Raw genomic sequence first — 24,760 nt, 5'->3', positions numbered from 1 at the left:
CCGGCCGAAAAGTCATTGACTCTCGGCCGGGCGCATCGCTACGCTCCCCGGTCATGCGGCTGATCCAGAACTCCCCGGACATCTCCGCCTACTTGGCGGCCGGCGTGGCCATCGATCACGGGCATCCGCGCGTCCGGGCCACCGCCGCGACCCTCGCCGCCGACGCCGCGGACGCATACGCATACGCCGAGGCCGCCTTCCGCTTCGTCCGCGACGCCATCCCGCACAGCGCGGACACCGGTGATCCGCGGGTCACCTGGCGCGCCTCGGACGTCCTCGCGCAGCGCACCGGCATCTGTCACGCCAAGGCGCACGCCCTCGCGGCCCTGCTGCGTGCGCGGGGCATCCCCGCCGCGCTGTGCTATCAGAAGTTCGAGGTCGTCCACGGTCTGGTGGCCGTCCGGCTGCCCGGTGGGGAGCGCTGGGTGCGGCAGGATCCCCGGGGCAACAAGCCCGGCGTCGACGCGCAGTTCCGCCTCGACCGCGAGCAGCTGGCCTTCCCCGTACGGGCCGAGTGCAACGAACTGGACTACCCGGTGCTATTTGCTGAACCACACCCGGTCGTGCTCCAATGCCTCCGCGAGGCCGTCGACCGGCCTCACCTCTGGCAGACGCTCCCCACCGACCTCTGAGGAACGCCCCCGATGCCCGACTCATCGCACGCCGCCGCCACCGCCCTGACCTGCGCCCTGCACGTCTCCGACGAGGTGCGCGCCCTGGCCCCCGGCTTCGGCTACCTCGCCGTGGAGGCCCACGGTCTGACCAACGGGCCCAGTGACGAGGCCGGGGCCGCGCTCCTGGACGAGGCCACCCGCCGGCTGACCGAGCGCCTCGACGGGCGCGCCCCGCAGGACGATCCGCACCTCGCCGCCTGGCGCGCCGCGTACACCGCCTTCGGCAGCAAGCCGTCGCGTACCCGCAACTCCGCCGAGGCGCTGGCCAGGCGGGCGCTGGCGGACGGCGGTCTGCCGCGCATCAACCGTCTGGTCGACCTCTACAACGCGATCAGCGTCGCTCACCTCATCCCCGTGGGCGGCGAGGACCTGGACCGCATCCAGGGCGGGATGCGGCTGGTACGGGCCACCGGCGACGAGCCGTTCGTGACCGCCGCCGGGGGCGCCGAGACCGTCGAGCACCCCGACGCGGGCGAGGTGGTCTGGTGCGACGAGGAAGGTGTCACCTGCCGCCGCTGGAACTGGCGCCAGGGCGTGCGCACCCGCCTGACCGAGGACTCGGTCAGCGCGCTGTTCCTGCTGGAGCGGATGGCGCCCATGACGACCGAGGCGCTGACGGCCGCCGGCGCCGAGCTGGCCGAGGCGCTGCACACGGCCTGCCCGGACGCCCGTATCGAGATCGGCGAGGTCCGGTCGCAGTGACCCGGACGGCCGAACCGCTCAGGCGGCACTCCCGCGCGGGGCGGGTGCGGTGCCGCCGAGGTGGGCCGGCATCCACCAGGTGTCGTCGGGACCCTTGGGCCGCACGGGATAGGCGCGCTGCGCGGCCTCCAGGAGGTCCTGGACCCGGGCCCGCAGCCGGTCGGTGATCTTCTCCGCGGACTCGGCCGGATCGGCGTCCATCGGCTCGCCCACCCGGACCGTTATCGGGAGGTGGTTGCGGCCCAGATCGCGCTTGTGGCCCTTGGTCCACAGCCGCTGGGTGCCCCACAGCGCCACCGGCAGCAGCGGGACCCCGGCCTCCTGGGCCAGCCGCGCGGCACCCGACTTGAAGGTCTTCAGGGTGAAGGACTCGGAGATCGTCGCCTCGGGGAAGACCCCGATGATCTCCCCGGAACGCAGCGCCGTCAGGGCGTGCTTGTAGGCGTCCATGCCCTGCGCCCGGTCCACGGGGATGTGCTTCATCGCGCGCATCAGCGGTCCCGACACCTTGTGCCGGAAGACCGACTCCTTCGCCATGAAGCGCACCAGCCGCTTGGCCGGCCGCGCGGTCAGACCGGCGAAGACGAAGTCCAGATAGCCGATGTGATTGCTCACCAGCACCGCCCCGCCACGGCGCGGAATGTGATCCGTCCCGGCGATGTCGAATTTCAGATCGAGCGCCTTGAAGAGGGTGCGGGCGGCGCCGATCACCGGCGGATAGACGAGCTCTGCCATTGTCCGGAGGACCCCTTTTTCCACGCCTGGGGAGGGTTCTCCCGGCGGAAACCTACGCAGCCGTAACTGCGGCTTTCGGGAGATCGTGCCCGAAGTCTGCCGTGGCGGCCAGCGCGCCGGCCCGCACGACCGGGAGATCCTCGTCACGTGTGAGGGCCCCCGGACCGCTGTTCCGAGGTGCGGGAGGGCGGTGTTCACGCCCCGGAGAGCGCTCCGGGACGCCCCCGGGACGGCAGGGTGTGAGGCCGGGGGGCGGGTGCCCGGGAATCTTTGCGGTCCGGTGAACGCTGCATCACCCGACGACGGGGCAGGTGCCGGGTGTCGCCGCGTCCGGGCGGTGAGCGTTCCCGACGCGGACGACCCTGCGGCACATCGAGGACATCAACGCGGTAAAGGGAGGCCGGCGGTGCGGGAGAGGGACGACCGGGGTGGGGCGGTGCGGCTGGACGCCGCCCGGATCGGCGCGGAGCTGGGGGAGCGCGCCACCCTGCTGCAGTTCTCCAGCGCCTTCTGCCAGCCCTGCCGGGCCACCCGGCGCACCCTCGGTGAGGTCGCCGCCATGGTCGAGGGGGTCGCCCACGTGGAGATCGACGCGGAGGACCATCTCGCGCTCGTACGGGAGCTGGCGGTGGAGCGCACCCCGACGGTGCTGGTCCTCGACGCGGCGGGCGTGCTCGTGCGCCGGGCCACGGGTCAGCCCCGCAAGGCCGATGTCATCGCCGCGCTGGGCGCGGCCGTCCGTGATTGATCTCCCAGATGCCGGGCGCCCCTTGACGCTGTGGGTCACACATCGTCACTCTGACGTGATGCGGCCAGGATTCCTTCTCTACGGACGCGCCCACGTCGACCTGCTGCGGACTGCCAGCTCCCGCTGTCCGGCCACGTGAGCGGCGACGACACCTCAGCCGCCGGACGCCGCACGGCGCCGGCGCTGCTTCCCGGGCACGTACACCACAGCAGAAGGACAACTCCATGACGGCCTCGCCCGGCCTCGGCACGCCCCGTACCGCCTCCCCCGAGCTGTTGCGCTCGGTCTTCCGGCAGCATGCCGCCGGCGTCGCGGTGATCACCGCGCACGGCGCCCGCCCCGTCGGCTTCACCGCCACCTCCCTCACCTCCGTCGCCGCCGACCCGCCGCTGCTCTCGTTCGGCATCGGCACCGGCTCCTCCAGCTGGCCCGCCGTCTCGGAGGCCGCGCACGTCGGTGTCCACATACTCGGCGAGCACCAGCGGGAGCTGGCCGCCACGTTCGCGCGCAGCGGAGCCGACCGCTTCGGTCCCGCCACCTCCTGGCGTACGGGCCCCGAGGGGGTGCCCCTCCTGGACGGCGTGCTGGCCTGGCTGGTGTGCAAGGTCGTGGCGCGGGTACCCGCCGGAGACCACCGCATCGTGCTCGCCCAGCCCGTCGTCGGCGATCCCGCGGGACCCGGCCGTCCACTGCTCTACCACCAGGGCCGCTTCAACGCTCTGCGGGACTGACGCGTTCCCGTTCCGCCGCTTCGCCGCCCGGTCGGGGCCGTTGGCAACGTCACATTTCGACGGCCTTGATTCGGGGCACGAGACTGGATGTACTGGCGAGTAATATGACGGTCGGCGTGGGGAACCGCTTCCGCCCGGGAGCCGCCCCCAGTGACGCCTATGCTGCCAGCACCAGGCAGTTCTGAAGAGACGAAGCAGGTAGGAGAGTCGGCGTGAGCTTGAGGATCGTTGTCTGTGTGAAGTACGTGCCCGACGCCACCGGCGACCGGCACTTCGCCGAGGATCTGACCGTCGACCGTGACGATGTGGACGGTCTGCTCTCGGAGCTCGACGAGTACGCCGTCGAGCAGGCCCTGCAGATCAAGGAAGCCGCGGACGACGCGGAGATCACGGTTTTGACCGTGGGCCCCGAGGACGCCAACGACGCGCTGCGCAAGGCGCTGTCGATGGGCGCCGACAAGGCCGTCCACGTCGAGGACGACGACCTGCACGGCACCGACGCGCTCGGCACCTCGCTGGTGCTGGCGAAGGCCATCGAGAAGACCGGCTACGACCTCGTCGTCTGCGGTATGGCCTCCACCGACGGCACGATGGGTGTGCTGCCCGCGCTGCTCGCCGAGCGTCTGAACGTCCCTCAGGTCACCCAGCTCTCCGAGGTCTCCGTCGAGGGTGGCAAGGTCACCGGCCGCCGCGACGGCGACACCGCCACCGAGCAGCTGGAAGCCGCGCTGCCGGCCGTCGTGTCGGTCACCGACCAGTCGGGTGAGGCGCGTTACCCCTCCTTCAAGGGCATCATGGCCGCCAAGAAGAAGCCGGTGGAGTCCCTGGACCTGGAGGACCTGGAGATCGAGGCGGACGAGGTCGGCCTCGAGGGTGCCTGGACCAAGGTCGACGACGCCACCGAGCGTCCGGCCCGCACCGCGGGCACGATCGTCAAGGACGAGGGCGAGGGCGGCAAGCAGCTCGCCGAGTTCCTCGCGGGCCAGAAGTTCATCTGATCCGCAGTCCTTACCCCCGCCCTCATTCTTCCCGCAGGAGAGCAATCCCATGGCTGAAGTCCTTGTCTACGTCGACCACGTGGACGGCGCCGTCCGCAAGCCCACCCTCGAACTGCTCGCCCTCGCGCGCCGCATCGGCGACCCGGTAGCCGTCCACCTCGGTGCCCACGCCGACGAGGCAGCGAAGGTCCTCGCCGAGCACGGCGCGGTCAAGGTGCTGGCCGCCGACGCGCCCGAGTTCGCCGAGTACCTCGTCGCCCCCAAGGTCGACGCGCTGCAGGCCGCCTACGACGCCGTCTCGCCGGCCGCCGTGCTGCTGCCGTCCTCCGCGGAGGGCAAGGAGATCGGTGCCCGCCTCGCGGTCCGCATCGGCTCCGGCATCATCACCGACGCCGTCGACCTGGAGGCCGGCGCCGAGGGCCCGGTGGCCACGCAGTCCGTCTTCGCGGCCTCGTACACCACCAAGTCCCGCATCACCAAGGGCACCCCGGTCATCACCGTCAAGCCCAACTCCGCCGCCCCGGAGGCCGCGCCGGCCGCCGGTACGGTCGAGCAGCTCGCGGTGACCGTCGCCGACTCCTCCAAGGGCACCAAGATCGTCTCGCGCACGCCGCGCGAGTCGACCGGCCGCCCGGACCTGACCGAGGCCGCGATCGTGGTCTCCGGTGGCCGTGGCGTCAACGGCGCGGAGAACTTCCCGGTCATCGAGGCGCTCGCCGACTCGCTCGGCGCGGCCGTCGGTGCCTCGCGCGCCGCCGTGGACGCCGGCTGGTACCCGCACACCAACCAGGTCGGCCAGACCGGTAAGTCGGTCTCGCCGCAGCTGTACATCGCGGCCGGCATCTCCGGCGCGATCCAGCACCGCGCCGGTATGCAGACCTCGAAGACGATCGTCGCCATCAACAAGGACGAGGAAGCCCCGATCTTCGAGCTGGTCGACTACGGCGTGGTCGGCGACCTCTTCGAGGTCGTCCCCGCTCTCACGGACGAGGTCAAGACCCGCAAGGGCTGAGCCCGTCGCGGTGCGCCGGAGTCCGCTTCGGCGCACGCACGAGGCCCCGTACGCAGCGATGCGTACGGGGCCTCGTGCCGTCGCGGCCGGGGCGGCGGTCTCAGTCGCCCGCCGCTCCGTCGATCCGCTCCCGCAGCAGATCCGCGTGCCCGTTGTGGCGGGCGTACTCCTCGATCAGGTGGACGTAGATCCAGCGCAGATTCAGCGTCAGGTCCTCGCGGGGCCGGAAGGTCTCGTCCAGACCCCGCTCGGCCACGGCCTTGTCGCAGGCCTCGGTCTCGGCCCGGAACACGGCGAACGCGTGCTCGGCGGAGGCCGGGTCGAGGTCGTCGAAATCGGCGTCGGGGTTGTCGTCGGTGAGGTAGTGGTCGCCGATGTCCTCACCCACGAAGCGCCGGCGGAACCACGTGCGTTCGACGTCGGTCAGATGGCGCACCAGCCCGAGGAGTGTGAGGCGGGAGGGCGGGCTGCTCGCCTCGGCGAGCTGTTCGGCGGTGAGTCCGGCGCACTTGGTGAGCAGGGTGTCGCGGTGGAAGTCGAGCCAGCGCTGGAGCATCTCCCGTTCGCCGACGGCGGCGGGAAAGTTTCTGCGGTCGAGGGAGGGTGCGATCCACGTCATGCGGCCGATTCTGTCGGTGCCCGCGCCCCGGGGCCACGGGTTTTCGGGCCCGCCCGGGGCCTGTGGCCTGCGCCGTCCCGGGCGAGGGGTGTTGACCCCGCCGAACCGGCACCGATAGCTTCGCTATACGGATTGTTGATTCCATTGAGCGGAAAAGTGCTCGCGTGTCGGGCGCATGCACCGGGAGGGTACCGAATGGGGCAGCAGGAGACCGTGGCGACGAGCCTCGCGGACACCGTACGGGAGGGCATCGGCGCCGCCCTCGCCCAGGTGGACGCGGATCTGGCGCGGCGCTACCCGGGCGACCCCGGCACCCGCCAGCCGGTGCACACGGTCTACGTCCCCGGCGACGCCTTCACCGCCGACACCGTGCGTTCCTGGGGCGACCGGGCGCTCGCCGCCCTCGACGCGCACGCCCCGGACGCCGGTGCGCTCGCCGCCGTCCTCGATCTTCCCGACGCGCTCGCCACCGAGGTGTACGACCGGGTCCGCGCCAAGCTGACCCGCGAGCCGGTCGAGGATCTGCGCATCGACTTCGAGGACGGCTACGGTCCCCGCCCGGACGCCGAGGAGGACGAGGCGGCGGCCCGGGCCGCCGCCCTGGTCGCCGACGCGTACCGCGAGGGCACCGCGGCACCGTACACGGGCATCCGGATGAAGTGCATGGAAGCCGCAGTCCGCGACCGCGGCATCCGCACCCTGGACATCTTCCTCACCGGCCTCATGCGGGCCGGCGGTCTGCCCGACGGCCTGCTGCTGACGCTCCCCAAGGTCACCTACGCCGAGCAGGTCACCGCCATGGTCCGGCTGCTGGAGGCCTTCGAGAGGACGCACGGCCTGGAGAGCGGCCGGATCGGCTTCGAGATCCAGATCGAGACCACCCAGTCGATCCTGGGGGCCGACGGCCGCGCCACCGTCGCCCGCATGATCGAGGCCGCCGAGGGCCGGGCCACCTCGCTCCACTACGGCACCTTCGACTACAGCGCCTCCTGCGGGGTCAGCGCGGCCCACCAGTCCCTCGACCACCCGGTGGCCGACCACGCCAAGGCCGTGATGCAGGTCGCCGCCGCGGGCACCGGCGTCCGCCTCTCCGACGGCTCGACGAACGTGCTGCCGGTCGGCCCGACGGAGCGGGTCCACGACGCCTGGCGGCTGCACCACACGCTGGTCCGCCGCTCCCTCGCCCGCGCCTACTACCAGGGCTGGGACATGCACCCCGGCCATCTGCCCACCCGTTACGCGGCGGTCTACGCCTTCTACCGCGAGGGCCTGGAGCAGGCCGCGGCCCGGCTGGCGGCGTATGTCGCCAAGGCGGGCGGCGAGATCATGGACGAGCCCGCCACCGCCAAGGCCCTCAGCGGCTATCTGCTGCGCGGTCTGGACTGCGGCGCGGTGGACCCGGGCGAGGTCGCCCGGCTGACCGGGCTGACCCGCGCCGACCTGGACACCCTCGCGGGCCGCCCGGCGACCACGATCTGACGGCACGTCCGCCCGGCCCGGCACCCGCGGGTCCGGCGAACGGAGACGAGGCCCCCGCCGATCGGCGAATTCGAGGGGTCGTTGCAACACGTGGTGAGTTGATCAGGCCGCGAGCAGTTTATGCAGACGCTCGGTTGGGGTTTCCCAGCCGAGCGTTTTGCGTGGGCGGCTGTTGAGTCGGTCGGCGACGGTGGCCAGGTGCTCGGGGGTGTGGGCGGACAGGTCACCGCCCTTGGGGAAGTACTGCCGTAGCAGGCCGTTGGTGTTTTCGTTGGTGCCCCGTTGCCAGGGGCTGGCGGGCTCGCAGAAGTAGACGGGGACGCCGGTGTCGCGGGTGAAGCTCCGGTGGGCGGCCATTTCGCAGCCTTGGTCCCAGGTCAGGGACCGTCGCAGTTGTTCGGGCAGTTCCTTGAAGGCGTCGGCGAGAGCGTGCCGGACAGCGTTGGAGGTGTGGGTGGATGGCAGGTGGACGAGGACCAGGTAGCGGCTGCTGCGTTCGACCAGGGTGGCTATGGCGGAGCGCGAGTTGCGGCCCACGATGAGGTCGCCTTTCCAGTGGCCGGCGACGGTTCGGTCGGCGGCCTCGGCGGGCCGCTCGCTGATCATCATCATGTTCTTGACGGGGCGGGATGTGCGCCTGTGCGCCAGGCGGCGGGGGCGGCGGAGCCGCCGTCCGGTCCTCAGGTGGCCGGTCAGGTCGCGGTGCAGGTCGCCCCGGCCCCGGCTGTAGAGGGCTTGGTAGACCGTCTCGTGGGTGACGTGCGGCTCGGGACGCTCGGGGAAGCCGTCGCGAAGCGCGCGGCAGATCTGCTCGGGGCTCCACTGGAGTTCCAGGCGGGTCTGGATGAAGTCCCGCAGTTCGGGGCTCTGTCCGATCTTGCTGGGCTTGGGGCGGGGCCGGCGTTGGTCGGCCCGGCGCTGGGCGGTGTGCGGGCGGTAGTACCAACCGCCCTTCGGCAGCACCGTGCGGTTGCGTCGGACCTCGCGGCTGATGGTCGAGGGGCTGCGGCCGAGCTCTGCCGCTATGGCCCGGATCGTGGCCTTCTCCCGCAAGCGATCGGCTATGTGGATGCGATCGATCTCGCTGAGGTAGCGCGAGGGTCCGGGCGCCTCCGGTTCAGCCGATTCGGCGGAGGGCGGCACCACCTCGTAGATCGGTGGTGCCGCCTTGTAGCGGCCTGACGCGTTGCGGCCGTTGCGCCATCGCTTGCCTGTGCGGACGTTGATGCCGACTACCGCGCAGGCCTCGGCCATCCCCATTCCTTGATCCACAAGCCGGAAGTATTCCTCCCGCTCCCGAACCAGAGCCCTGCCCGCACCCTGAGGTCTCCGGTCGTCCCGGATTTCGAACATTGCACCCCTTGAACCGGGGTGTTGCAACGATCACTAGAACTCAAGGATCGGCGGGGGCCTTCCTGCGCGGTCAGCCCGTGGCCGGTCCTAGGTCGTCGACGTGGGCCCGCAGGACCGTGGCACAGGTCCCGGCGGCCAGCACGTCGGGCCGCAGTACGGCGGTGAACGCGAGGCCGTCCAAGAGGGACGTCAGCCGCTCGGTCTCGGTGTCGAGGGCGAGGTCCGGCCGCAGGCCGCCGGCCGTGTCGAGGCGGGCGAGGATGCGGCGGACGAGCGCGCGGGTGGCGGTGGCGGTCTCCCGGGCGAGGTCGTCGAGCGCCGGATCTGTCCGGGCGGCCGTGGAGAAGTCGACGAGGACGGTGACCTCGGCGCGCCGGCTGTCGTCGAGGGGGAGCAGTTCGCCGAGCAACTCCACCGCGCAGTCGCGGATCCGTGGCGCGGGCAGTCCGCTCAGCTCGCCGAACTCCTCGATGCGGCGCCGGAGTCGGTCGCCGACGCGGTCGAGCATCGACCGCATCGCGAAGCGCATCAGCTCTTCCTGGCCGGCGAAGTAGTGCCGGACCGAACCGATGTTGAGCCCCGCCTCGTCGGCGACGGTGCGCAGCGAGGCGCGTTGGATGCCGTCCCGTACGACGACGCGGAAGAGGGCGTCTACGACGTCACGGCGCCGGGCTTCCCGGTCCACCTGCTTGGGCATGTGCCCTTTGTATCACGCCTGTGATAAATTCTTTTCTATCACATCTGTGATACAAAAAAGGAAGGATGATCATGGAGCGGGTTCTGGACGTGCTTCTCCTCCGGTTCGGCCTGATCGCGGGCGGTCTGGTGGTGCTGGCCCTGCTGGTCTTCGCCGTGGCGCTCGGCCTGAAGCGGCGGGGGAGGCTCGACGCCGCACGGCGGTATGCGGCGCCCGCCGCGCAGGCCCTGAGCCGCTGTCTGGACGGCCGGGGAGTCGCGCGGGGCCGTGGCGGGGTGTCCCGGGGCGGTGGGTCGGTGGCCGGTTCGGTGCTGCGGGCGGCGGCCCGCCGGCTGGGCGACGGCGGGCGCGAACAGCCGCGGCGCGAGCGGGAGCCGGGGCGGGGCGAGCCCCGATGACCGGTGCCGGTCCGGCGTACGTCCTCGCCGGGGGCGAAGGGGGCGAAGGGGGCGAGGGGGCCGAGGGGTCCGACCTCGTCGCGCACCTCGTGGCCGACGCCGCGATCAAGGGGGCCATCGTGCTCGTCGCGCTGATCGTGCTCGCGCTCGGGATGGTCCTTCTCTGGAAGAAGGTGGGCCGTGCGGGGCCCCGGCGCCGCGACGACCGGTGAGCACCGGCGCGGGAACCTGCCCGGCGGTGGGCCGGGGCCCGTCGCGGCCGCGGGGCGTCCGGCGCCCGGCGGTGGGGAGTTCAGTCCTCCGACGGCGGGATCTCGCCCGAGCCGCGGGCGATCAGACGGGTCGGGATCTGCGTGCTGCGCGGCGGGTCCTCGATGCCGTCGAGGCGGCGGAAGAGCAGCCCGGCGGCCGTGCGGCCCATGTCTGCCGGGTCCTGGGTGACGACCGTGATCGCGGGCCGGACGAGATCGGCCAGCTCGAAGTCGTCGAAGCCCACCAGCGCGACCGGCCGCGGGCGTTCGCGGAGCACCCGGACGGCGGTGACGGTGACCCGGTTGTTGCCCGCGAACAGCGCGGTGACCGGTGCGGGGGCGTCCAGCATCGTGGTGGTGGCGGCGCGCACCCGGTCGGGCGCGGTGGAGCCGAGCGACACCCAGGAATCGTCGACCGGGAGTCCGGCCGCGGCCATCGCCGCGTGGTAGCCGCGCAGCCGCTCCCGCGCGGTGTGGATCCGCGGCTGGTCGCCGATGAAGCCGATCCGGCGGTGGCCGTGCGCGAGGAGATGGGCGACCGCGTCCCGGGCGCCGCCGAAGTTGTCGGAGAGCACGGCGTCCGCCTCGATCCGGCCGGCCGGGCGGTCCACGAACACCGTCGCTATCCCGGCCGTGATCTCCGGCTCCAGATAACGGTGGTCGTCCCCGGCCGGGATGATCACCAGCCCGTCCACCCGCCGCGCGCACAGCGCCAGCACCAACTCCTGCTCACGGGAGGGGTCCTCGGCGCTGGAGCCGTTGATCAGCAGTGCGCCGTGGCTGCGCGCGACTTCCTCGACGGCGCGGTTGAGTGGACCGTAGAAGGGGTCGGCGAGGTCCTCCAGCACCAGACCGATGCTGGCCGTGCGGCCCTTGCGTAGAATCCGGGCGGAGTCGTTACGGCGGAAGCCCAGGGAGGTGATGGCTTCCTGGACGCGTCGTTCGGTGTCCGGGGTGACGCCGGGTTCGCCGTTGACCACCCGCGAGACCGTCTTGAGGCCGACGCCGGCGCGTGCCGCGACATCCTTCATCGTGGGCCGGGTGCCATAGCGGCGGGACGTGCCCCGCGCGGTGTCGCTCACGGTGTGCGGTCCTGTTTCTCTCGGCGTCGAGGTATGGCGTCGAGCATAGCCTCTAGACAACGTTGTCAATCAACGGAAGACTGGCGTTCTCACGCCGGGCCGATATCCCCGGTCCCCGGGCCCACCAGGAGATTCATCACCGATGCAGACGGACCTCAGCGCAGCGCTGGACATTGGCGGCACCAAGATCGCCGGCGCTCTGGTGGACGGCCACGGCACGCTGATCGCCCGGGCCGCCCGGCCCACCCCCGCCGACAAGGACGGGGCCACCGTGATGCGTGCGGTGGCCGAGGTGGTCGGTGCGCTGGCCGCGGGGCCGGAATGGGGCCGGGTGGCGGCCGTCGGCATCGGCAGCGCGGGCCCGGTGAACGCCGCCTCCGGCACCGTCAGCCCGGTCAACATTCCCGGCTGGCGCGACTTCCCGCTCGTCGCCGGGGTCCGCGCGCTGGTCGGGGGGCGTCCGGTCGTGCTGGTCGGCGACGGTGTCGCGATGACCGCGGCCGAGCACTGGCAGGGCGCCGCGCGCGGTCACGCCAACGCGCTGTGCATGGTGGTCTCCACCGGGGTCGGCGGCGGACTCGTGCTCAACGGCCGACTGCACCCGGGCCCCACGGGCAACGCCGGGCACATCGGCCACATCAGCGTCGATCTCGACGGGGACTCCTGTCCGTGCGGCGCCCGGGGCTGCGTGGAGCGGATCGCCAGCGGCCCCAACATCGCCCGCCGGGCGCTGGCCCAGGGCTGGCGGCCGGGCCCCGGCGGCGACGCCAGCGCGGCAGCCGTCGCCGCCGCCGCGCGCGCCGGGGACCCGGTCGCGGTGCGTTCCTTCGAGCGGGCCGCGCGGGCGCTGGCCGCCGGGATCGCCGCCACCGCCACGCTCGTCGAGATCGATATCGCGGTCATCGGCGGGGGAGTGGCAGGCGCGGGAGAGGTCCTCTTCGCTCCCCTGCGGGCGGCCCTGCGGGACTACGCGACGCTGTCGTTCGTCTCGGGGCTGACGGTCGTGCCCGCCCAGATGGGCACGGACGCCGGTGTGGTGGGGGCCGCCGCGGCCGCCGCCCAGCAGACCCGCCTCGAAGCCTTCGCGGCCACGCCCTGACCGCGCGCCGGGGTGGAGAGCCGGGCGGGTCGTCCGGCCCTCCACCCGCTCGGCGCCCGCCTCCTGCCGTCAACTCGCTTGTCAGCAGCGGAATGTGGCGTCCGCCCAGTCGGCGTGGTCGTAGTCGATTCCGTCACCGGCGTCCGTGACGACGAGGCGGACGGTCCGGGCTCCGGTGAGCGCGGCGCTGACCGCGGTGGCGCCCTGCGCGCCGGTCACCGTGGCGGTCCGGGCGACCTGCTTGCCGTCGGCCCAGACCTCGAAGCTCACCGACCCCCGGTCGCCGGACTCGTCGTCGACACCGGCCTGGGCGTGGAAGGCCGAGCACCGCCCGCCGGTGTAGAGGGTCACCGCGCTGGCGGCATGCGTCCCCAGGCCGTGCGCGAAGCCGGTGCCGCCGATGCCGAGCGGCCGGCCGTCGCCCGCCTCGCGCTCCCCGACGCTGGTGTTCTTCTCCACCGGGCCCCAGCCGTTGTCGGCGGTGAGCCAGGGGAGTTCGGCGGCGTACGAGGTCCCGGACGGCGGGGGCACCACGACATGGGCGGTGCCGGGCAGCGTCGAGCTGATCCGCTCGCCGCGGGGCGAGCGGTAGCGGGCGGTGAGCGGCAGATCGTAGGCGCCGGGCGAGGTGCCGGCCGGCGCGGTGACCCTCCAGCGGGTGGTGAGGGTCTTCCCGCCGGGCAGCGCAGGCGACGTGGCCGGCGAGGTGGCCTCGACGTGCCAGCCGCGCGGGGCCCGGAACGCCACCGTGAGGCGTGTGGCGGGGGTGCCGCCCAGATTGCGCACGGTCGAGCGGAGGTCGGCCGGGGTGCCGTCCTCGACCAGGGCGGTGTGGTCGAGACCGGTCTCGACGGCCGGCGGGTAGCCGGACCAGCGCGGGTCGGCGGAGACCCGGTAGGCGACGGTGCCGTGGGCCGGCACGGTCGCGGAGACGGTGCCCGTGGTGTGGGTGTCCCGGTGCTGCCACAGGTCGCGCAGCCGGTAGCCGGCGGCTTGCGGAAGGCCCGCGGCCCCGGTGGTGGTGGAGATCCGCTGCGGCTGGTCGGTCTCGTTGAACAGCGCCACGGCCCGGTCGCCGCCCGCCAGTTGCCGAACCAACGTCCAGCGGCCGGAATCCGACGCCAGCACCGTGGCCGGTTCGCCCAGCGAGTCCTGGTCGACGGCGATGAGGTCCTTGTTGGACAGGATCGCGAACGTCTCCGGGGTCGCCTTGCGCAGATCGGAGCCGATCAGCAGCGGGGCGGCCATCATCGACCACAGCGAGAAGTGGCTGCGGTATTCGGTGTCCGTCATCCCGCCGTTGCCGACCTCCAGCATGTCCGGGTCGTTCCAGTGCCCGGGGCCGGCGTGCGGGGCGAGCGGCAGATTCTGCTTGGCGATCGCGAGCATGCTCGCCCAGGAGTCACTGATGTCGCCGGTGGTGCGCCACAGATGCCCTACGTCCGACGCCCACTCCCAGGGCTTGTTCTCGCCCCACTCGCAGATGCTGTAGACGATGGGCCGCCCGGTGGCCTTCAGCGCGTCGCGCATGGTGCGGTACCGCTGCTTCGCGTCCACGCCGAGGTTATTGCAGTTGTCGTACTTGAGGTAGTCCACGCCCCAGTCGGCGAACTGCTGGGCGTCGGACCTCTCGTGCCCCAGCCCACCGGGAAATCCGGCCGGGTTGCAGGTTTTGATGCCGGCACTCGTATAGATGCCGAACTTCAGGCCCTTGGAGTGCACATAGTCGGCCACCGCCTTGATGCCGTGCGGGAAACGGTGCGGGTCGGGCACCAGCTTGCCGTTGCCGTCGCGGGTGGGCAGTGCCCAGCAGTCGTCGAGATTGACGTACTGATAGCCGGCGTCCTTCAGGCCCTTGCGGACGAAGAGGTCGGCGATGCCCTTGACCATCTCCTCGTTGAACTCCGCCCGGCATCCCGTGGAGTTCCAGTTGTTGAAGCCCATCGGGGGTGTCTCGGCGAGCCCGCCGGGAAGCCGGGGTGTGGGGGCGGCCTCGCCGGTGGAGGCGGCGCCGGGGGCCGTGGCGTCGGGCGTGCGGGCCGCGGCGGGCAGGGCGGTCACCCCTGCCGTGCACAGCAGCGCGGCGGACAGCGCTCCGACGATTCTTCGGTGACCTCGCCGGTGGGTGGTGCGGATATGAACGCGCATGCTTCGCGTCCTCCGTCTTCGCGAGAGGTGGGTGGGGTCGCGACCGATCGCTGATGGGTGGTTACGGTAGAGCTTGTTGGAGTCTGTTGGAAGAGGCGTGGCCAGGATTCCGCCGTGGTGGCAAAGCCCCTGCGCATGCCTGGAGTTCGGACGGGATCGCGCCATGCGCGTTTGGTTCTGTTTGGTTCGGCTCGGTGGGTGCGGGTGGGGCCCGGTAGGTCCCGTGGGCGCCGCCGCCGGTCTCCGTCGCCCGTGTGGAGGCCCCTCGCTCCTGCGGCAGCCGCCCGGTCCGCACCCTCTCGCCTGCACCCATCGGCGACGGATCTGCGCCAACTCCGGCCTCCACTACGGCCCGCTCGCGGGCATTCCGTGCCCGGCCCGCTCGTCCGCACCGTTCCCGGAGTACCACTCCTCCTCACGCGCCGCCTTTCGCGGCCGCCGTCGCGGAGGACGGAGTTCCGCCGCCCGGCGGCTCCCCTGTGAACCCACCTCCCTCTCGCCCTTCGTACTGCCCTTCGCATCCGCCTCCCCGTCCGCATTCCGGCGAGGGGCGCGCACACTCCACACCCCCAATGACCGGCACTCGGCATCGGCCGCGGAGGGGCGTTCCGGACGCGATACCGGCAGGTCACTCTCCCTCTGTATACCTTCCGCGAGCCCGCCGCCCCGAGGTCCGGAACTGCTTCGGTGGAACCACGAATTACTCCCGTAAGCTGCCGCCCCTCCGCACCCGGTGGCGAATTCATCGTCCCCGCCGCCCCGAATGCATTCCCGCCCGCCATTCCGTCTGTGACACCCCCGAATCGCCTCATCTCACCGACTGCCGACGTCCATTGCCCTGCCGGCCGTGTGGGAATTCCCGGCCCGCTCCGGCGGAATTCCCTTTCCCGCCCGGCCCCGGGGCCGGGCACGTGCCGGCGGACCGTGCGGAACCGGCCGTCGACCGCCCATGGGCCGCCGTCATATGCGGGACGCGTCGTCCGCCGGGGCCCGGGAATCCGGTCCGCGAGAGAGGGTTTCGGTTCCGGAGGGGCTGGGGAGCGCTTGTTTGCCGGGGGCTTCGCGGCGGGGATGCGGTGACCGGCATCCTCCGCGCGATGCATTTCGCGAGCGGCTCGTCCATGGGTGCGCGACGTTCCCTGGCCGCGCCGTTGGTCGAATGCGCAACGTTCCCGGTTCTGTGCGCGGCCCCTGCCTCCGGACATTCCGTGGCAGGGTGTTCCGGGCAACTCACCTGGGTCTAGGGAAGAGGGGAAACCGTGATCGTCTGGCTGAACGGCACGTTCGGTGCGGGCAAGACCACTGCGGCTCAAGAATTGCTCGACCTGCTTCCCGGAAGCACGCTCTACAACCCCGAACTCCTCGGCAGCGGACTGCGGTTGATGCTGCCGGCCGAGCGGTTCGAGGAGATCGGTGACTATCAGGATCTGCCCGCCTGGCGGCGCATGGTCGTGGACACCGCCGCGGCACTGCTCACCGAAGTGCCGGGCCCGCTGATCACGCCGATGACGCTGCTGCGGCAGGAGTACCGCGACGAGATCTTCGGGGCCCTGGCCGCCCGCCGGATTCCGGTACGGCATGTGCTCGTGCACGCGGACGAAACGATCCTGCGGGCCCGAATAGCGGAGCGCGAGAAGGGCTCCGAGGACGCCCGGGCCGCCGCGTCGACGCGCCGGTGGAGCCTGGCACACCTGGGCCCGTACGCCGACGCACTGCCCTGGCTCCGGGGAGACGCCCTGGTCGTCGACACCAGCCGGCTCACGCCCCGGCAGACCGCCGAACGGGTCGCCGAAGCCGTCCGGGCCGGTGCCGGTGCCTGCGACATCGTGCAGACCCCCGAACCGACCGCCGAGACGCTCGCGGCCGGCGTGCTGCTCTTCGACGACCAGGACCGCGTGCTGCTCGTCGACCCGACCTACAAGGCCGGCTGGGAGTTCCCCGGGGGTGTCGTGGAACGCGGCGAGGCCCCCGCGCGCGCCGGGGTGCGGGAGGTCGCCGAGGAGCTCGGCATCGAACTGCCCGGCGCGCTGCGGCTGCTCGTCGTGGACTGGGAGGCCCCCAAGCCGCCCGGCTACGGCGGCATGCGGCTGCTCTTCGACGGCGGCACCCTGACCGACGACCGGATCGGCAAGCTGCAGCTGCCCGGCTCCGAACTGCGCGACTGGCGCTTCGTCACCGAGACCGAGGCGGAGAAGATGCTGCCGCCGGTGCGCTGGATGCGGCTGCGCTGGGCGCTGCGCGCCCGCGAACAGGGCTGCCCGCTCCACCTGGAGGCGGGGGTTCCCGTGGGGTAGCCCACGTTTTTGTCTTTCCCGTCGTGGTGGTTTCTCGCCGTTGCGCCTGCCGGTCCGCTGCGCTTGGCCTCGGCCCCGTTTCTGTCTTTCTCGCCGTTGCGCCTGCGGCGGGCGGGGTCCGCTGCGCGGGGCTGTCGGGTGCGGTGGCGGTCCTCCGGGGTCGGTGTGTGGGACTGCTTCGCTTTACGTCCCACACACCGACCCCTCCGGCCCGCCCCCTCCCGTTGGGGGAGGGAGGAGAGGCCGGTGGAGGTGAACGTGGGTGGGCGAGCGCGCCTCATGGGTCGTACCGAAACGGCCGACGACGGCACGACGGCCCGCCCCCACCCACCGAGACTTTTCCCTCCACGGGAGGGGACGGGCCGGAGGGGGTGGGTGTTCGGACGTAAAGCGAAGCAGTCCGAACACCCACCCCCGCAGGACCGTCACCGCACCCCACAACCACCCGCCCGCCGCAGGCGCAACGGCGAGACGACACCACGACGCCGCAGAAAACAACGTGGGAAGAACGGTCAAGCGCAGCGGACCGGCCGCAGGCGCAACGGCGAACAACCCCCACGGCGGGACAGCCGACAACGTGGGAGAGACGGTCAAGCGCAGCGGAAGGGTCAGCCGCGGCAGCTCGCGTAGCGCCCCAGGAACAGTGCCTCCGCCAGGGAGAGCCGCTCCAGTTCCTGTGGCGAGACGCTCTCGTTGACCGCGTGGATCTGTGCCTCCGGCTCGCTCAGGCCGATCAGCAGGATCTCCGCGTCGGGGTAGAGACCGGCCAGGGTGTTGCACAGCGGGATGGAGCCGCCCATGCCGGCGATCTGCATCTCCTCGCCGTCGTACGCCTCGCGCAGCGCCTCGGCCATCGAGGCGTACGCCGGGCTGCCGGTGTCCGCGCGGAACGCCTGCCCCTGTCCGACCTGTTCGACGGCGACCCGCGCGCCCCACGGGGCGGCGCCCTCCAGATGCGCGGTCAGCAGCTTCGTGGCCTCGGCCGCGTCCGTGCCCGGCGGCACCCGCAGGCTCACCAGGGCTCGCGCACCCGCCTGCACCGAGGGCGTGGCGCCTACCACGGGCGGGCAGTCGATGCCCAGCACGGTGACGGACGGGCGGGACCAGATCCGGTCCGCGACCGTGCCGCTGCCGAGCAGCCCGACGCCGTCCAGGACCCTGGCGTCCTTGCGGAATTCGGCTTCCGGGTACTCCAGGCCCTCCCAGGCGGCGTCCGCGGCCAGGCCGCGCACCGTCGTCGAACCGTCCTCGGCGCGCAGCGAGTCCAGGATCCGGATCAGCGCCGCCAGCGCGTCGGGGGCCGCGCCGCCGAACTGGCCGGAGTGCAGATTGCCCTCCAAGGTGTCGACCTTGACCCGCACCAGGGTCATCCCGCGCAGCGTGGCGGTCACCGTCGGCAGGCCGACCCGGAAGTTGCCGGCGTCGCCGATCACGATGGCGTCGGCGGCCAGCAGCTCGGGGTGGGCCTCGGCGTAGCGCTCCAGGCCGCCGGTGCCCTGCTCCTCGGAACCCTCCACGATCACCTTGACGTTGACCGGCACCCCGCCGTGCTCCTTCAGCGCGCGCAGCGCCGTCAGATGCATGATCAGGCCGCCCTTGCAGTCGGCGGCGCCGCGGCCGTACCAGCGGCCGTCGCGCTCGGTCAGCTCGAACGGCGGGGAGATCCAGGCGTCCTCGTCGAGCGGCGGCTGCACGTCGTAGTGCGCGTACAGCAGGACCGTCGGGGCGCCGGCCGGGCCGGGCAGAAAGCCGTACACGGACTGGGTCCCGTCGGGGGTGTCCAGCAGCGCCACGTCCTGGAAGCCTTCCGCCCGCAGCGCGTCGGTGATCCACCGGGCGGCCGCCTCGCACTCGCTCCGGGGGAACTGGACCGGGTCCGCGACCGACTTGAAGGCCACCAATTCGGCCAGTTCGGTCCTGGCGCGCGGCTGCAGCGCGGCGACGGTCTGTGCGAGCGGACGGTCAGACATGGAACGCTCCTTGTGGGCGCGGCGTTGTGCGTACGGGCCGTGTGGCCTCGTGAGCCGGACGGACCGGACGTACGGACATCAGTGCCCCCGATCTTCCCACAGGCCCCACGCCCAACAGCGGCCCGTAGGATGCGGGCGGTACGCCCAGCCAGCCATCGAACGGGAGCAGACGCACAGGTGAGCAGCGAGCGGACAACGGAGGACAACGAGCAGGTGTGGGACGTCGTGGTGGTGGGCGCGGGGCCTGCGGGCGCCTCGGCCGCGCATGCCGCGGCGTGCACGGGACGCCGGGTGCTGCTCCTGGAGAAGGCGGATCTGCCGCGCTACAAGACCTGTGGCGGTGGCATCATCGGCCCCTCGCGGGACTCGCTGCCGCCCGGCTTCGAGCTGCCGCTGCGCGACCGGGTGCACGCGGTGACGTTCTCGCTGAACGGCCGGCTGACCCGCACCCGCCGTTCCAAGAACATGCTCTTCGGGCTGATCAACCGCCCCGAGTTCGACGCCCGGCTCGTCGAATCGGCCAAGGACGCGGGCGCCACGGTCCGCACCGGCGTCACGGTCGCCCGGGTGGAGCAGCACGGCGCCGAGGTGCCGGACCGGCGGACCGTCGCGCTGGTGCTGGGGGACGGCGAGGTGGTGCTGGCCCGTGCCGTGGTCGGCGCGGACGGCAGCGCGGGCCGTATAGGAGGCCATGTCGGGGTCAAGGTCGACGAGGTCGACCTGGGCCTGGAGGCGGAGATTCCGGTGCCGCCGCCGGTCGCGGAGGACTGGGCGGGCCGGGTGCTGATCGACTGGGGACCGATCCCCGGCAGCTACGGCTGGGTGTTCCCCAAGGGCGACACCCTCACCGTCGGCGTCATCTCCGCCCGCGGCGAGGGCGCGGCGACCAAGCGCTATCTGGAGGACTTCATCGGCCGGCTGGGCCTGGCCGGCTTCGAACCGAGCATCTCCTCGGGGCATCTGACGCGCTGCCGCGCCGATGACTCCCCGCTGTCCCGCGGCCGGGTGCTGGTGTGCGGGGACGCCGCCGGGCTGCTGGAGCCGTGGACCCGCGAGGGCATCTCCTTCGCGCTGCGGTCCGGGCGGCTCGCGGGGGAGTGGGCGGTACGGGTCTCCGAGGCGCACGACGCGGTGGACGCCCGCCGCCAGGCCCTCAACTACGCGTTCGCCATCAAGGCGGGCCTCGGTGTGGAGATGGGCGTGGGGCGCCGGATGCTCCAGGTCTTCACCCGCCGCCCCGGCCTCCTGCACGCCGCGATCACGGGCTTCCGCCCCGCCTGGCACGCCTTCGCCAAGATCACCCGCGGCACGACCACCCTGGCCGAGATCGTCCGCACCCGCCCGGTGGCGCGGCGGGCGCTGGAGGCCATGGACCGGGGCTGAGCCGCGGCCGGGCGCCGGCGGGCGGGCCGTACTCCCGGGGGAGTACGGCCGTCCCCTGCCCCGGGCTGACGCCCTCGGCCCCGGGCGCGGTCTAGCGTGACGGTATGGAGAACGCACGGCCGACGTGGGTGCGGCGCTGCTCCGGACCGCGGGGAACGCGCTGGGCGGCGGTCACGCCCGGGGCCCGGCCGAGCCGGCTGCCCTGGCTGTCGACGCTGGTGGTGGCCATCGTCGTGACGGCCGGGTCGGGCTTCGCCGGGCACCAGCAGCCCGGGCGCTTGCCGGTGGACTCCCCGGCCCGGGCCCTCCTCATCGGGGGCGCGGCGCTGCTGCTCGGCCGGCACCGCTTTCCGCGCACCGTCGCCCTGGGCACGGCCGCCGTCACCGCCGTCTACCTCGCGGCCGGCTATCCCTACGGGCCGGTCTTCCTCATCCTGGCGCTCGGCGGGTTCGCGGCGGTGGTCGCCGGGCACCGCACGGTCGCGTGGTGCGCGCTGGGCGGGGTGTGGGTCTCGCAGGTGCTCGTCGCCCACTGGCTCTACGGCGCGCTGCCCCCGCATCACGGGCCCGGCTCCTGGGGCCAGGAACTGCTCGCCCTCGTCTGGGTGGTGGCGGTGATCGCGCTGTCCGAGCTGGTACGGGTGCGGCGTGAACGGCTGGCGAAGGCGGACGAGGAGCGGGCCGCCGCGGAGCGCCGGCGGGCGGACGAGGAGCGGCTGCGGATCGCCCGGGAGCTGCACGACGTGCTCGCCCACAGCATCTCCGTCATCAACGTCCAGGCGGGCGTGGGCCTGGCGCTGCTCGACCAGGACCCGGAGCAGGCGCGGACCGCGCTGACCACGATCAGGGACGCCGGCAAGGAGGCGCTGGGGGAGGTCCGCCAGGTCCTCGGCGCCCTGCGCGCCCCCGGCGAGGCACCGCTCGCCCCGGCGCCCGGACTGGACCGGCTGCCCGAACTCACCGAGCAGGCGCGGCACGCCGGTCTCGCCGTGGACCTCACCACCGAGGGCAGCCGGGCCGCGCTCGCGCCCGGGACCGATCTCGCCGCCTTCCGCATCGTGCAGGAGGCGCTCACCAACATCGTCCGGCACTCCGGCTCGCGCACGGCCCGGGTGCTGCTCCGCTCGCTGCCCGGGGTGCTGGAGATCCGGGTCGACGACGACGGGCCGGCGGCCTCCGGCGCGGGCGAGCCGTCCGGTGGCGGCACCGGCCTGGTCGGGATGCGGGAGCGGGCGGCCGCCCTGGGCGGCACGGTGGAGGCGGGGTCGCGCCCGGACGGCGGATTCCGGGTCCGGGCACGCATCCCGCTGGGCGGAGCACCGGAGCCCGGCCGGGGGCCGGAGAAGGCGGCCCCGGACGTCCCCGAGGAGGAGTCGTGATCCGGGTACTGCTCGCCGACGACCAGCTGCTGGTCCGGGCCGGCTTCAAGGCGCTGCTGGACGCCCAGCCCGATGTCGGGGTGGTCGCCGAGGCCGCGGACGGGCAGCAGGCGCTGGCCGCCGTCCGCGAACACCGCCCGGACATCGTCCTGATGGACATCCGGATGCCGGTGGTGGACGGCCTGGCCGCCACCCGCCGGATCACCGGGGACCCGCGGCTGGCGGAGGTGAAGGTCGTCATGCTGACCACCTTCGAGCTGGACGAGTACGTCTTCGAGGCCCTGCGCTCCGGCGCCTCCGGCTTCCTGGTCAAGGACACCGAACCGGACGAGCTGCTGCGGGCCGTCCGGGCGGTCGTCGGCGGTGACGCGCTGCTCTCGCCCGGTGTCACCCGCCGGCTGATCGCGGAGTTCGCGGCTCGCTCCAAGGAGCCGGCCGCGGCCGGTGCGCTGTCCGAACTGACCGAGCGGGAGCGGGAGGTGATGGCGCTGGTCGGCATCGGCCTGTCCAACGAGGAGATCGCCCGCCGGCTGGTCGTCAGCCCGCTCACCGCCAAGACGCACGTCAGCCGCACCATGGTGAAGCTGGGCGCCCGGGACCGCGCCCAACTGGTCGTCCTGGCCTATGAGTCGGGGCTGGTGCGGCCCGGCTGGCTGGGCTGACCCGGAGGGGCGGCGTTCCCGGCGGGGAGGGGCGGGGCGGCGCGGCGGAACGGGTCCCCGCGCCTCGGCGCCCCGTAACGGGGTCCCCGGCTCAGATGCTCCCGCGCTCCTGCCACAGCTGCGGCAGTGTCTCGTCGCCGGTGATCTTCAGCGCGTCCCACGGCAGACGGTTCCACAGGGCGAGGTACAGCTCCTCGGCCGGGCCCTCGATCGTGCAGTCCACCGGCTCTTTGCCCTCCGGGGCCTCGGTGTCGGCGGCCGTGCGCGTCGTGCGCGGCGGGGCGTCGGAGAGCTGGACGGTCCACTCGGCGCCGGGGGCGTCCGTCGCGCGCAGCCGCAGCGAGCGGGGCAGGTCCGTACGGAGCTTGCTGCGGTCGCCGGCGTGAAAGCCCGTCAGGAGTTCGTCGATGCCGTCGGCGGCGAAGGCGGACGGCAGCGGGGTGAGGGACGCGCCGAGCGCCTGCTGTGCGTCGGCGCGGTGCACCGAGGTCTCGTGTGCCTGGCGGCGCGCCCAGAAGGCCAGGGGCGAGGGGGCGGGCAGGAACGTCCAGGCCGTCAGGTCCTGCGGGGCGGAGTGCAGGGCCAGGACGAGCTGGTGATGGCCCTCGCGCAGCCAGCCGACGAGCTCGCCGTCGGGCAGCTCGGGGGCTTCCGGGAAGGAGCCGGGCCGGTCCGTCCCCTGGGTCACGAATTCCGTCGCCCAGCGGTGGACCCGCCCGATATGGCTGACCAGATCCCGCATCTGCCACTCGGGGCAGGCCGGAATCCGGGCATCGGGCCCCGCCTCCTCGGCGGCGTCGGCGAGCAGGCTTCCGTCCAGTCGCAGCGTTTCGACGAACTCGGTGATCTCCATGCCCCAGAGTGTGCCAGCCGGCACTGACAACGGACCCGCGCGGGTCCGTTCCCGGCCGGCCCGCGCCACGCTCCCCGGCCCGCCGCCACCCGCTCTGACCAGCACGGCAGCGGTCGTTGTCGACTCAACCACCGTGAGTCCGGCCGCAAGGGGAACACCGTGCGACGAGGCTCCGGCACCGCCCCCTCACGGCGCGGCGCGCCGCGGCACGGAGTACCGGAGGGCGCCGCCCGGCATCTTCGCCCACCTCAGCGGGAGGCGGTGTGATGTGCCCCGCGGGTGAGATGAGCGATGCCCGCCGCGACCGCCGCGAGCAGGGCGACGGTGGTCAGGGCGAGGGGCAGGCCCGCCGCCTCCGCGAGGAAGCCGATGGCGGGCGGGCCGAGCAGCATGCCGCCGTAGCCGACGGTCGAGGCCACGGCGACGCCGTCCGCGCCGCCGCTCTCGCCGGCCCGGGCGAGGGCGATGGGGAAGATGTTGGCCAGGCCCAGGCCCGCGACGGCGAAGCCGGCGCCCGCCGCCCAGACCGTCGGGGCGAGCGCCCCCAGCAGCATGCCCGCGGTCGCCGTGGTCCCGCCCGCGACCAGCGCCCGGGCCGCGCCGAAGCGCTGGACGAGGGCGGTGCCGGAGAGCCGTCCGACGGTCATCGCCAGGGCGAAGACGGCGTAGCCGGCGGCGGCCGTACCGGGGCCGGCGGCCAGGTCCTGGGTGAGGTGCAGCGCGCCCCAGTCGGCCATCGCGCCCTCGCCGTAGGCCGTGCACAGGGCGATCAGTCCGAAGACGACGACCAGGCGCCGTCCCCGCCCCGCGCGTCCGCCCGACGGCCGGCTCTCCGCGGCCGCCGTGCGCCGCTCGGGGACGACCGGCGCCGGGTGGGTGCGCAGCGAGCGCCCCGCGACGGCCGTCACCAGCAGGCCGAGCGCGGCGAGGAGGGTGAGGTGGACGGTGGGGGACAGGCTGCCCGCGACCAGCCCGCCGAGTCCGGCGCCGAGCATGCCGCCGAGGCTGAAGGCGGCGTGGAAGCTGGGCATCACCGGGCGCCGCAGGGCGCCGATGAGATCGACCGCCGCGCTGTTCATCGCGACGTTGAGGGAGCCGTAGGCGGCGCCGAAGACCAGCAGGACCAGGCCCAGCGCGGTGGCCGAGTGGGTCAGCGGCGGCAGCACGATGCTCAGCGCGAGGGCGGCCGCGGAGGCGGTGGTCACGGTGTGGCTGCCGAAGCGCCGGCACAACCGTCCGGTGAGCATCATGAAGGCGACCGCGCCGGCCGACACGCCGAGCAGCGCGAGTCCGAGGTCGCCGGCCCCGGCGCCCGTCTGCGCCTTGATCGCGGGGATCCGGACGACCCAGCCGGCGAACAGGAAGCCGTCCATGGCGAAGAACGCGGTGAGGGCGGTGCGGAGCGGGGTGAGGTGCGGATCGGCGGGGAACGGGTCACGGTGCGGGGTCAGGGCGGCCCGTATTTTGTTTAGTGTCGGCACAAAGTCAGAATA

The 24,760-nt window shown here is 73.0% G+C and carries 23 protein-coding genes; 14 read left to right on the top strand and 9 right to left on the bottom strand.

The window, feature by feature from the left end:
• The first annotated feature begins 53 nt into the window (after window positions 1–53).
• A complete protein-coding gene (locus ACQP17_RS04535; protein ID WP_433855047.1) occupies window positions 54–632 on the top strand; it encodes a transglutaminase domain-containing protein in 579 nt (192 codons plus the stop codon).
• A gap of 12 nt (window positions 633–644) precedes the next feature.
• Window positions 645–1,376, top strand: a complete 732-nt coding sequence (locus ACQP17_RS04530) for a B3/B4 domain-containing protein (protein ID WP_433855046.1) — start codon at window positions 645–647, stop codon at window positions 1,374–1,376.
• A gap of 18 nt (window positions 1,377–1,394) precedes the next feature.
• Here ACQP17_RS04530 and ACQP17_RS04525 read toward each other — a convergent pair whose 3' ends face one another.
• Complete coding sequence (locus ACQP17_RS04525) at window positions 1,395–2,111, bottom strand: lysophospholipid acyltransferase family protein (RefSeq protein WP_364876464.1); 717 nt, start codon at window positions 2,109–2,111, stop codon at window positions 1,395–1,397.
• Between the two features lie 406 nt (window positions 2,112–2,517).
• Here ACQP17_RS04525 and ACQP17_RS04520 point away from each other — a divergent pair, with 406 nt between their 5' ends.
• From ACQP17_RS04520 to ACQP17_RS04505, 4 genes are all read left to right on the top strand, one after another.
• Window positions 2,518–2,859 carry a TlpA family protein disulfide reductase gene (locus ACQP17_RS04520; RefSeq protein ID WP_433855045.1) on the top strand — a complete coding sequence of 114 codons (342 nt, stop codon included), beginning with the start codon at window positions 2,518–2,520 and terminating at the stop codon, window positions 2,857–2,859.
• A 224-nt stretch (window positions 2,860–3,083) separates the two neighbouring features.
• On the top strand, window positions 3,084–3,590 hold the full coding sequence (locus tag ACQP17_RS04515) for a flavin reductase family protein (protein WP_433855044.1): 507 nt from the start codon (window positions 3,084–3,086) through the stop codon (window positions 3,588–3,590).
• Window positions 3,591–3,802: 212 nt separating this feature from the next.
• Window positions 3,803–4,588 (top strand): electron transfer flavoprotein subunit beta/FixA family protein, encoded by a 786-nt coding sequence (locus tag ACQP17_RS04510; RefSeq protein WP_433855043.1) that lies wholly within the window; start codon window positions 3,803–3,805, stop codon window positions 4,586–4,588.
• Window positions 4,589–4,637: 49 nt separating this feature from the next.
• Window positions 4,638–5,600, top strand: coding sequence for an electron transfer flavoprotein subunit alpha/FixB family protein (locus ACQP17_RS04505; RefSeq protein WP_433855042.1), 963 nt, complete (start codon window positions 4,638–4,640; stop codon window positions 5,598–5,600).
• Window positions 5,601–5,700: 100 nt separating this feature from the next.
• Here the strand turns inward: ACQP17_RS04505 and ACQP17_RS04500 are convergent, their stop codons facing one another.
• Window positions 5,701–6,219, bottom strand: coding sequence for a DinB family protein (locus ACQP17_RS04500; RefSeq protein WP_433855041.1), 519 nt, complete (start codon window positions 6,217–6,219; stop codon window positions 5,701–5,703).
• 195 nt (window positions 6,220–6,414) lie between these two features.
• Between ACQP17_RS04500 and ACQP17_RS04495 the strand changes: the two genes are divergently transcribed.
• Complete coding sequence (locus tag ACQP17_RS04495; protein WP_433855040.1) at window positions 6,415–7,698, top strand: DUF6986 family protein; 1,284 nt, start codon at window positions 6,415–6,417, stop codon at window positions 7,696–7,698.
• A gap of 102 nt (window positions 7,699–7,800) precedes the next feature.
• Here the strand turns inward: ACQP17_RS04495 and ACQP17_RS04490 are convergent, their stop codons facing one another.
• Together ACQP17_RS04490 and ACQP17_RS04485 are read right to left on the bottom strand one after the other, a co-directional pair.
• Complete coding sequence (locus tag ACQP17_RS04490; protein WP_433855039.1) at window positions 7,801–8,958, bottom strand: IS30 family transposase; 1,158 nt, start codon at window positions 8,956–8,958, stop codon at window positions 7,801–7,803.
• Between the two features lie 163 nt (window positions 8,959–9,121).
• Window positions 9,122–9,748: a TetR/AcrR family transcriptional regulator gene (locus ACQP17_RS04485; RefSeq protein WP_433855038.1), complete on the bottom strand. Its 627-nt coding sequence runs from the start codon at window positions 9,746–9,748 to the stop codon at window positions 9,122–9,124.
• A gap of 71 nt (window positions 9,749–9,819) precedes the next feature.
• Here ACQP17_RS04485 and ACQP17_RS04480 point away from each other — a divergent pair, with 71 nt between their 5' ends.
• Window positions 9,820–10,146, top strand: coding sequence for a hypothetical protein (locus tag ACQP17_RS04480; RefSeq protein ID WP_433855037.1), 327 nt, complete (start codon window positions 9,820–9,822; stop codon window positions 10,144–10,146).
• Window positions 10,143–10,358 carry a hypothetical protein gene (locus ACQP17_RS04475; RefSeq protein WP_433855036.1) on the top strand — a complete coding sequence of 72 codons (216 nt, stop codon included), beginning with the start codon at window positions 10,143–10,145 and terminating at the stop codon, window positions 10,356–10,358. Before ACQP17_RS04480 ends, ACQP17_RS04475 begins: the two co-directional genes overlap by 4 nt.
• A gap of 80 nt (window positions 10,359–10,438) precedes the next feature.
• On the opposite strand, the gene ACQP17_RS04470 is transcribed toward ACQP17_RS04475, so the two are convergent.
• The gene (locus ACQP17_RS04470) at window positions 10,439–11,479 is read right to left on the bottom strand and encodes a LacI family DNA-binding transcriptional regulator (RefSeq protein WP_433855035.1); all 1,041 of its coding nucleotides are present in this window, start codon (window positions 11,477–11,479) and stop codon (window positions 10,439–10,441) included.
• A gap of 142 nt (window positions 11,480–11,621) precedes the next feature.
• Here ACQP17_RS04470 and ACQP17_RS04465 point away from each other — a divergent pair, with 142 nt between their 5' ends.
• Complete coding sequence (locus ACQP17_RS04465) at window positions 11,622–12,578, top strand: ROK family protein (RefSeq protein WP_433855034.1); 957 nt, start codon at window positions 11,622–11,624, stop codon at window positions 12,576–12,578.
• An 81-nt stretch (window positions 12,579–12,659) separates the two neighbouring features.
• Here ACQP17_RS04465 and ACQP17_RS04460 read toward each other — a convergent pair whose 3' ends face one another.
• Window positions 12,660–14,726, bottom strand: a complete 2,067-nt coding sequence (locus ACQP17_RS04460; RefSeq protein ID WP_433855033.1) for an NPCBM/NEW2 domain-containing protein — start codon at window positions 14,724–14,726, stop codon at window positions 12,660–12,662.
• A 1,259-nt stretch (window positions 14,727–15,985) separates the two neighbouring features.
• On the opposite strand from ACQP17_RS04460, the gene ACQP17_RS04455 reads away from it, so the two are divergent.
• A complete protein-coding gene (locus ACQP17_RS04455) occupies window positions 15,986–17,020 on the top strand; it encodes an NUDIX domain-containing protein (RefSeq protein WP_433855032.1) in 1,035 nt (344 codons plus the stop codon).
• Between the two features lie 608 nt (window positions 17,021–17,628).
• Here ACQP17_RS04455 and ACQP17_RS04450 read toward each other — a convergent pair.
• Window positions 17,629–18,990 carry a dipeptidase gene (locus ACQP17_RS04450; RefSeq protein WP_433855031.1) on the bottom strand — a complete coding sequence of 454 codons (1,362 nt, stop codon included), beginning with the start codon at window positions 18,988–18,990 and terminating at the stop codon, window positions 17,629–17,631.
• A gap of 177 nt (window positions 18,991–19,167) precedes the next feature.
• Between ACQP17_RS04450 and ACQP17_RS04445 the strand changes: the two genes are divergently transcribed.
• The 3 genes from ACQP17_RS04445 to ACQP17_RS04435 all read left to right on the top strand — a co-directional run bounded on the left by ACQP17_RS04445 (window position 19,168) and on the right by ACQP17_RS04435 (window position 22,414).
• Window positions 19,168–20,373, top strand: coding sequence for a geranylgeranyl reductase family protein (locus tag ACQP17_RS04445; protein ID WP_433855030.1), 1,206 nt, complete (start codon window positions 19,168–19,170; stop codon window positions 20,371–20,373).
• A 104-nt stretch (window positions 20,374–20,477) separates the two neighbouring features.
• On the top strand, window positions 20,478–21,752 hold the full coding sequence (locus tag ACQP17_RS04440; RefSeq protein ID WP_433855029.1) for a sensor histidine kinase: 1,275 nt from the start codon (window positions 20,478–20,480) through the stop codon (window positions 21,750–21,752).
• A complete protein-coding gene (locus tag ACQP17_RS04435; RefSeq protein WP_433855028.1) occupies window positions 21,749–22,414 on the top strand; it encodes a response regulator in 666 nt (221 codons plus the stop codon). Before ACQP17_RS04440 ends, ACQP17_RS04435 begins: the two co-directional genes overlap by 4 nt.
• A 91-nt stretch (window positions 22,415–22,505) precedes the next feature.
• Here the strand turns inward: ACQP17_RS04435 and ACQP17_RS04430 are convergent, their stop codons facing one another.
• Window positions 22,506–23,267, bottom strand: coding sequence for a maleylpyruvate isomerase family mycothiol-dependent enzyme (locus ACQP17_RS04430; protein ID WP_433855027.1), 762 nt, complete (start codon window positions 23,265–23,267; stop codon window positions 22,506–22,508).
• 248 nt (window positions 23,268–23,515) lie between these two features.
• Window positions 23,516–24,748, bottom strand: coding sequence for an MFS transporter (locus tag ACQP17_RS04425; RefSeq protein ID WP_433855026.1), 1,233 nt, complete (start codon window positions 24,746–24,748; stop codon window positions 23,516–23,518).
• Window positions 24,749–24,760 lie beyond the last annotated feature (12 nt).

Origin of the sequence: Streptomyces kronopolitis (assembly GCF_050953795.1) — a bacterium.
In the GTDB taxonomy this organism is placed as follows: Bacteria; Actinomycetota; Actinomycetes; order Streptomycetales; family Streptomycetaceae; genus Streptomyces; species Streptomyces kronopolitis_A.
Note: the sequence above shows the minus strand (reverse complement) of the source record. Positions and strands in the feature narration are given on the sequence as shown.

What these genes read in the sequence shown, in the direction of transcription:
- ACQP17_RS04480 (WP_433855037.1), top strand. Translation starts at nt 9,820, where the DNA reads ATGGAGCGGGTTCTGGACGTGCTTCTCCTCCGGTTCGGCCTGATCGCG.
- ACQP17_RS04450 (WP_433855031.1), bottom strand. Translation starts at nt 18,990, where the DNA reads ATGTCTGACCGTCCGCTCGCACAGACCGTCGCCGCGCTGCAGCCGCGC.
- ACQP17_RS04465 (WP_433855034.1), top strand. Translation starts at nt 11,622, where the DNA reads ATGCAGACGGACCTCAGCGCAGCGCTGGACATTGGCGGCACCAAGATC.
- ACQP17_RS04460 (WP_433855033.1), bottom strand. Translation starts at nt 14,726, where the DNA reads ATGCGCGTTCATATCCGCACCACCCACCGGCGAGGTCACCGAAGAATC.
- ACQP17_RS04530 (WP_433855046.1), top strand. Translation starts at nt 645, where the DNA reads ATGCCCGACTCATCGCACGCCGCCGCCACCGCCCTGACCTGCGCCCTG.
- ACQP17_RS04515 (WP_433855044.1), top strand. Translation starts at nt 3,084, where the DNA reads ATGACGGCCTCGCCCGGCCTCGGCACGCCCCGTACCGCCTCCCCCGAG.
- ACQP17_RS04535 (WP_433855047.1), top strand. Translation starts at nt 54, where the DNA reads ATGCGGCTGATCCAGAACTCCCCGGACATCTCCGCCTACTTGGCGGCC.
- ACQP17_RS04500 (WP_433855041.1), bottom strand. Translation starts at nt 6,219, where the DNA reads ATGACGTGGATCGCACCCTCCCTCGACCGCAGAAACTTTCCCGCCGCC.
- ACQP17_RS04475 (WP_433855036.1), top strand. Translation starts at nt 10,143, where the DNA reads ATGACCGGTGCCGGTCCGGCGTACGTCCTCGCCGGGGGCGAAGGGGGC.
- ACQP17_RS04525 (WP_364876464.1), bottom strand. Translation starts at nt 2,111, where the DNA reads ATGGCAGAGCTCGTCTATCCGCCGGTGATCGGCGCCGCCCGCACCCTC.
- ACQP17_RS04430 (WP_433855027.1), bottom strand. Translation starts at nt 23,267, where the DNA reads ATGGAGATCACCGAGTTCGTCGAAACGCTGCGACTGGACGGAAGCCTG.
- ACQP17_RS04505 (WP_433855042.1), top strand. Translation starts at nt 4,638, where the DNA reads ATGGCTGAAGTCCTTGTCTACGTCGACCACGTGGACGGCGCCGTCCGC.
- ACQP17_RS04485 (WP_433855038.1), bottom strand. Translation starts at nt 9,748, where the DNA reads ATGCCCAAGCAGGTGGACCGGGAAGCCCGGCGCCGTGACGTCGTAGAC.
- ACQP17_RS04490 (WP_433855039.1), bottom strand. Translation starts at nt 8,958, where the DNA reads ATGGGGATGGCCGAGGCCTGCGCGGTAGTCGGCATCAACGTCCGCACA.
- ACQP17_RS04440 (WP_433855029.1), top strand. Translation starts at nt 20,478, where the DNA reads ATGGAGAACGCACGGCCGACGTGGGTGCGGCGCTGCTCCGGACCGCGG.
- ACQP17_RS04495 (WP_433855040.1), top strand. Translation starts at nt 6,415, where the DNA reads ATGGGGCAGCAGGAGACCGTGGCGACGAGCCTCGCGGACACCGTACGG.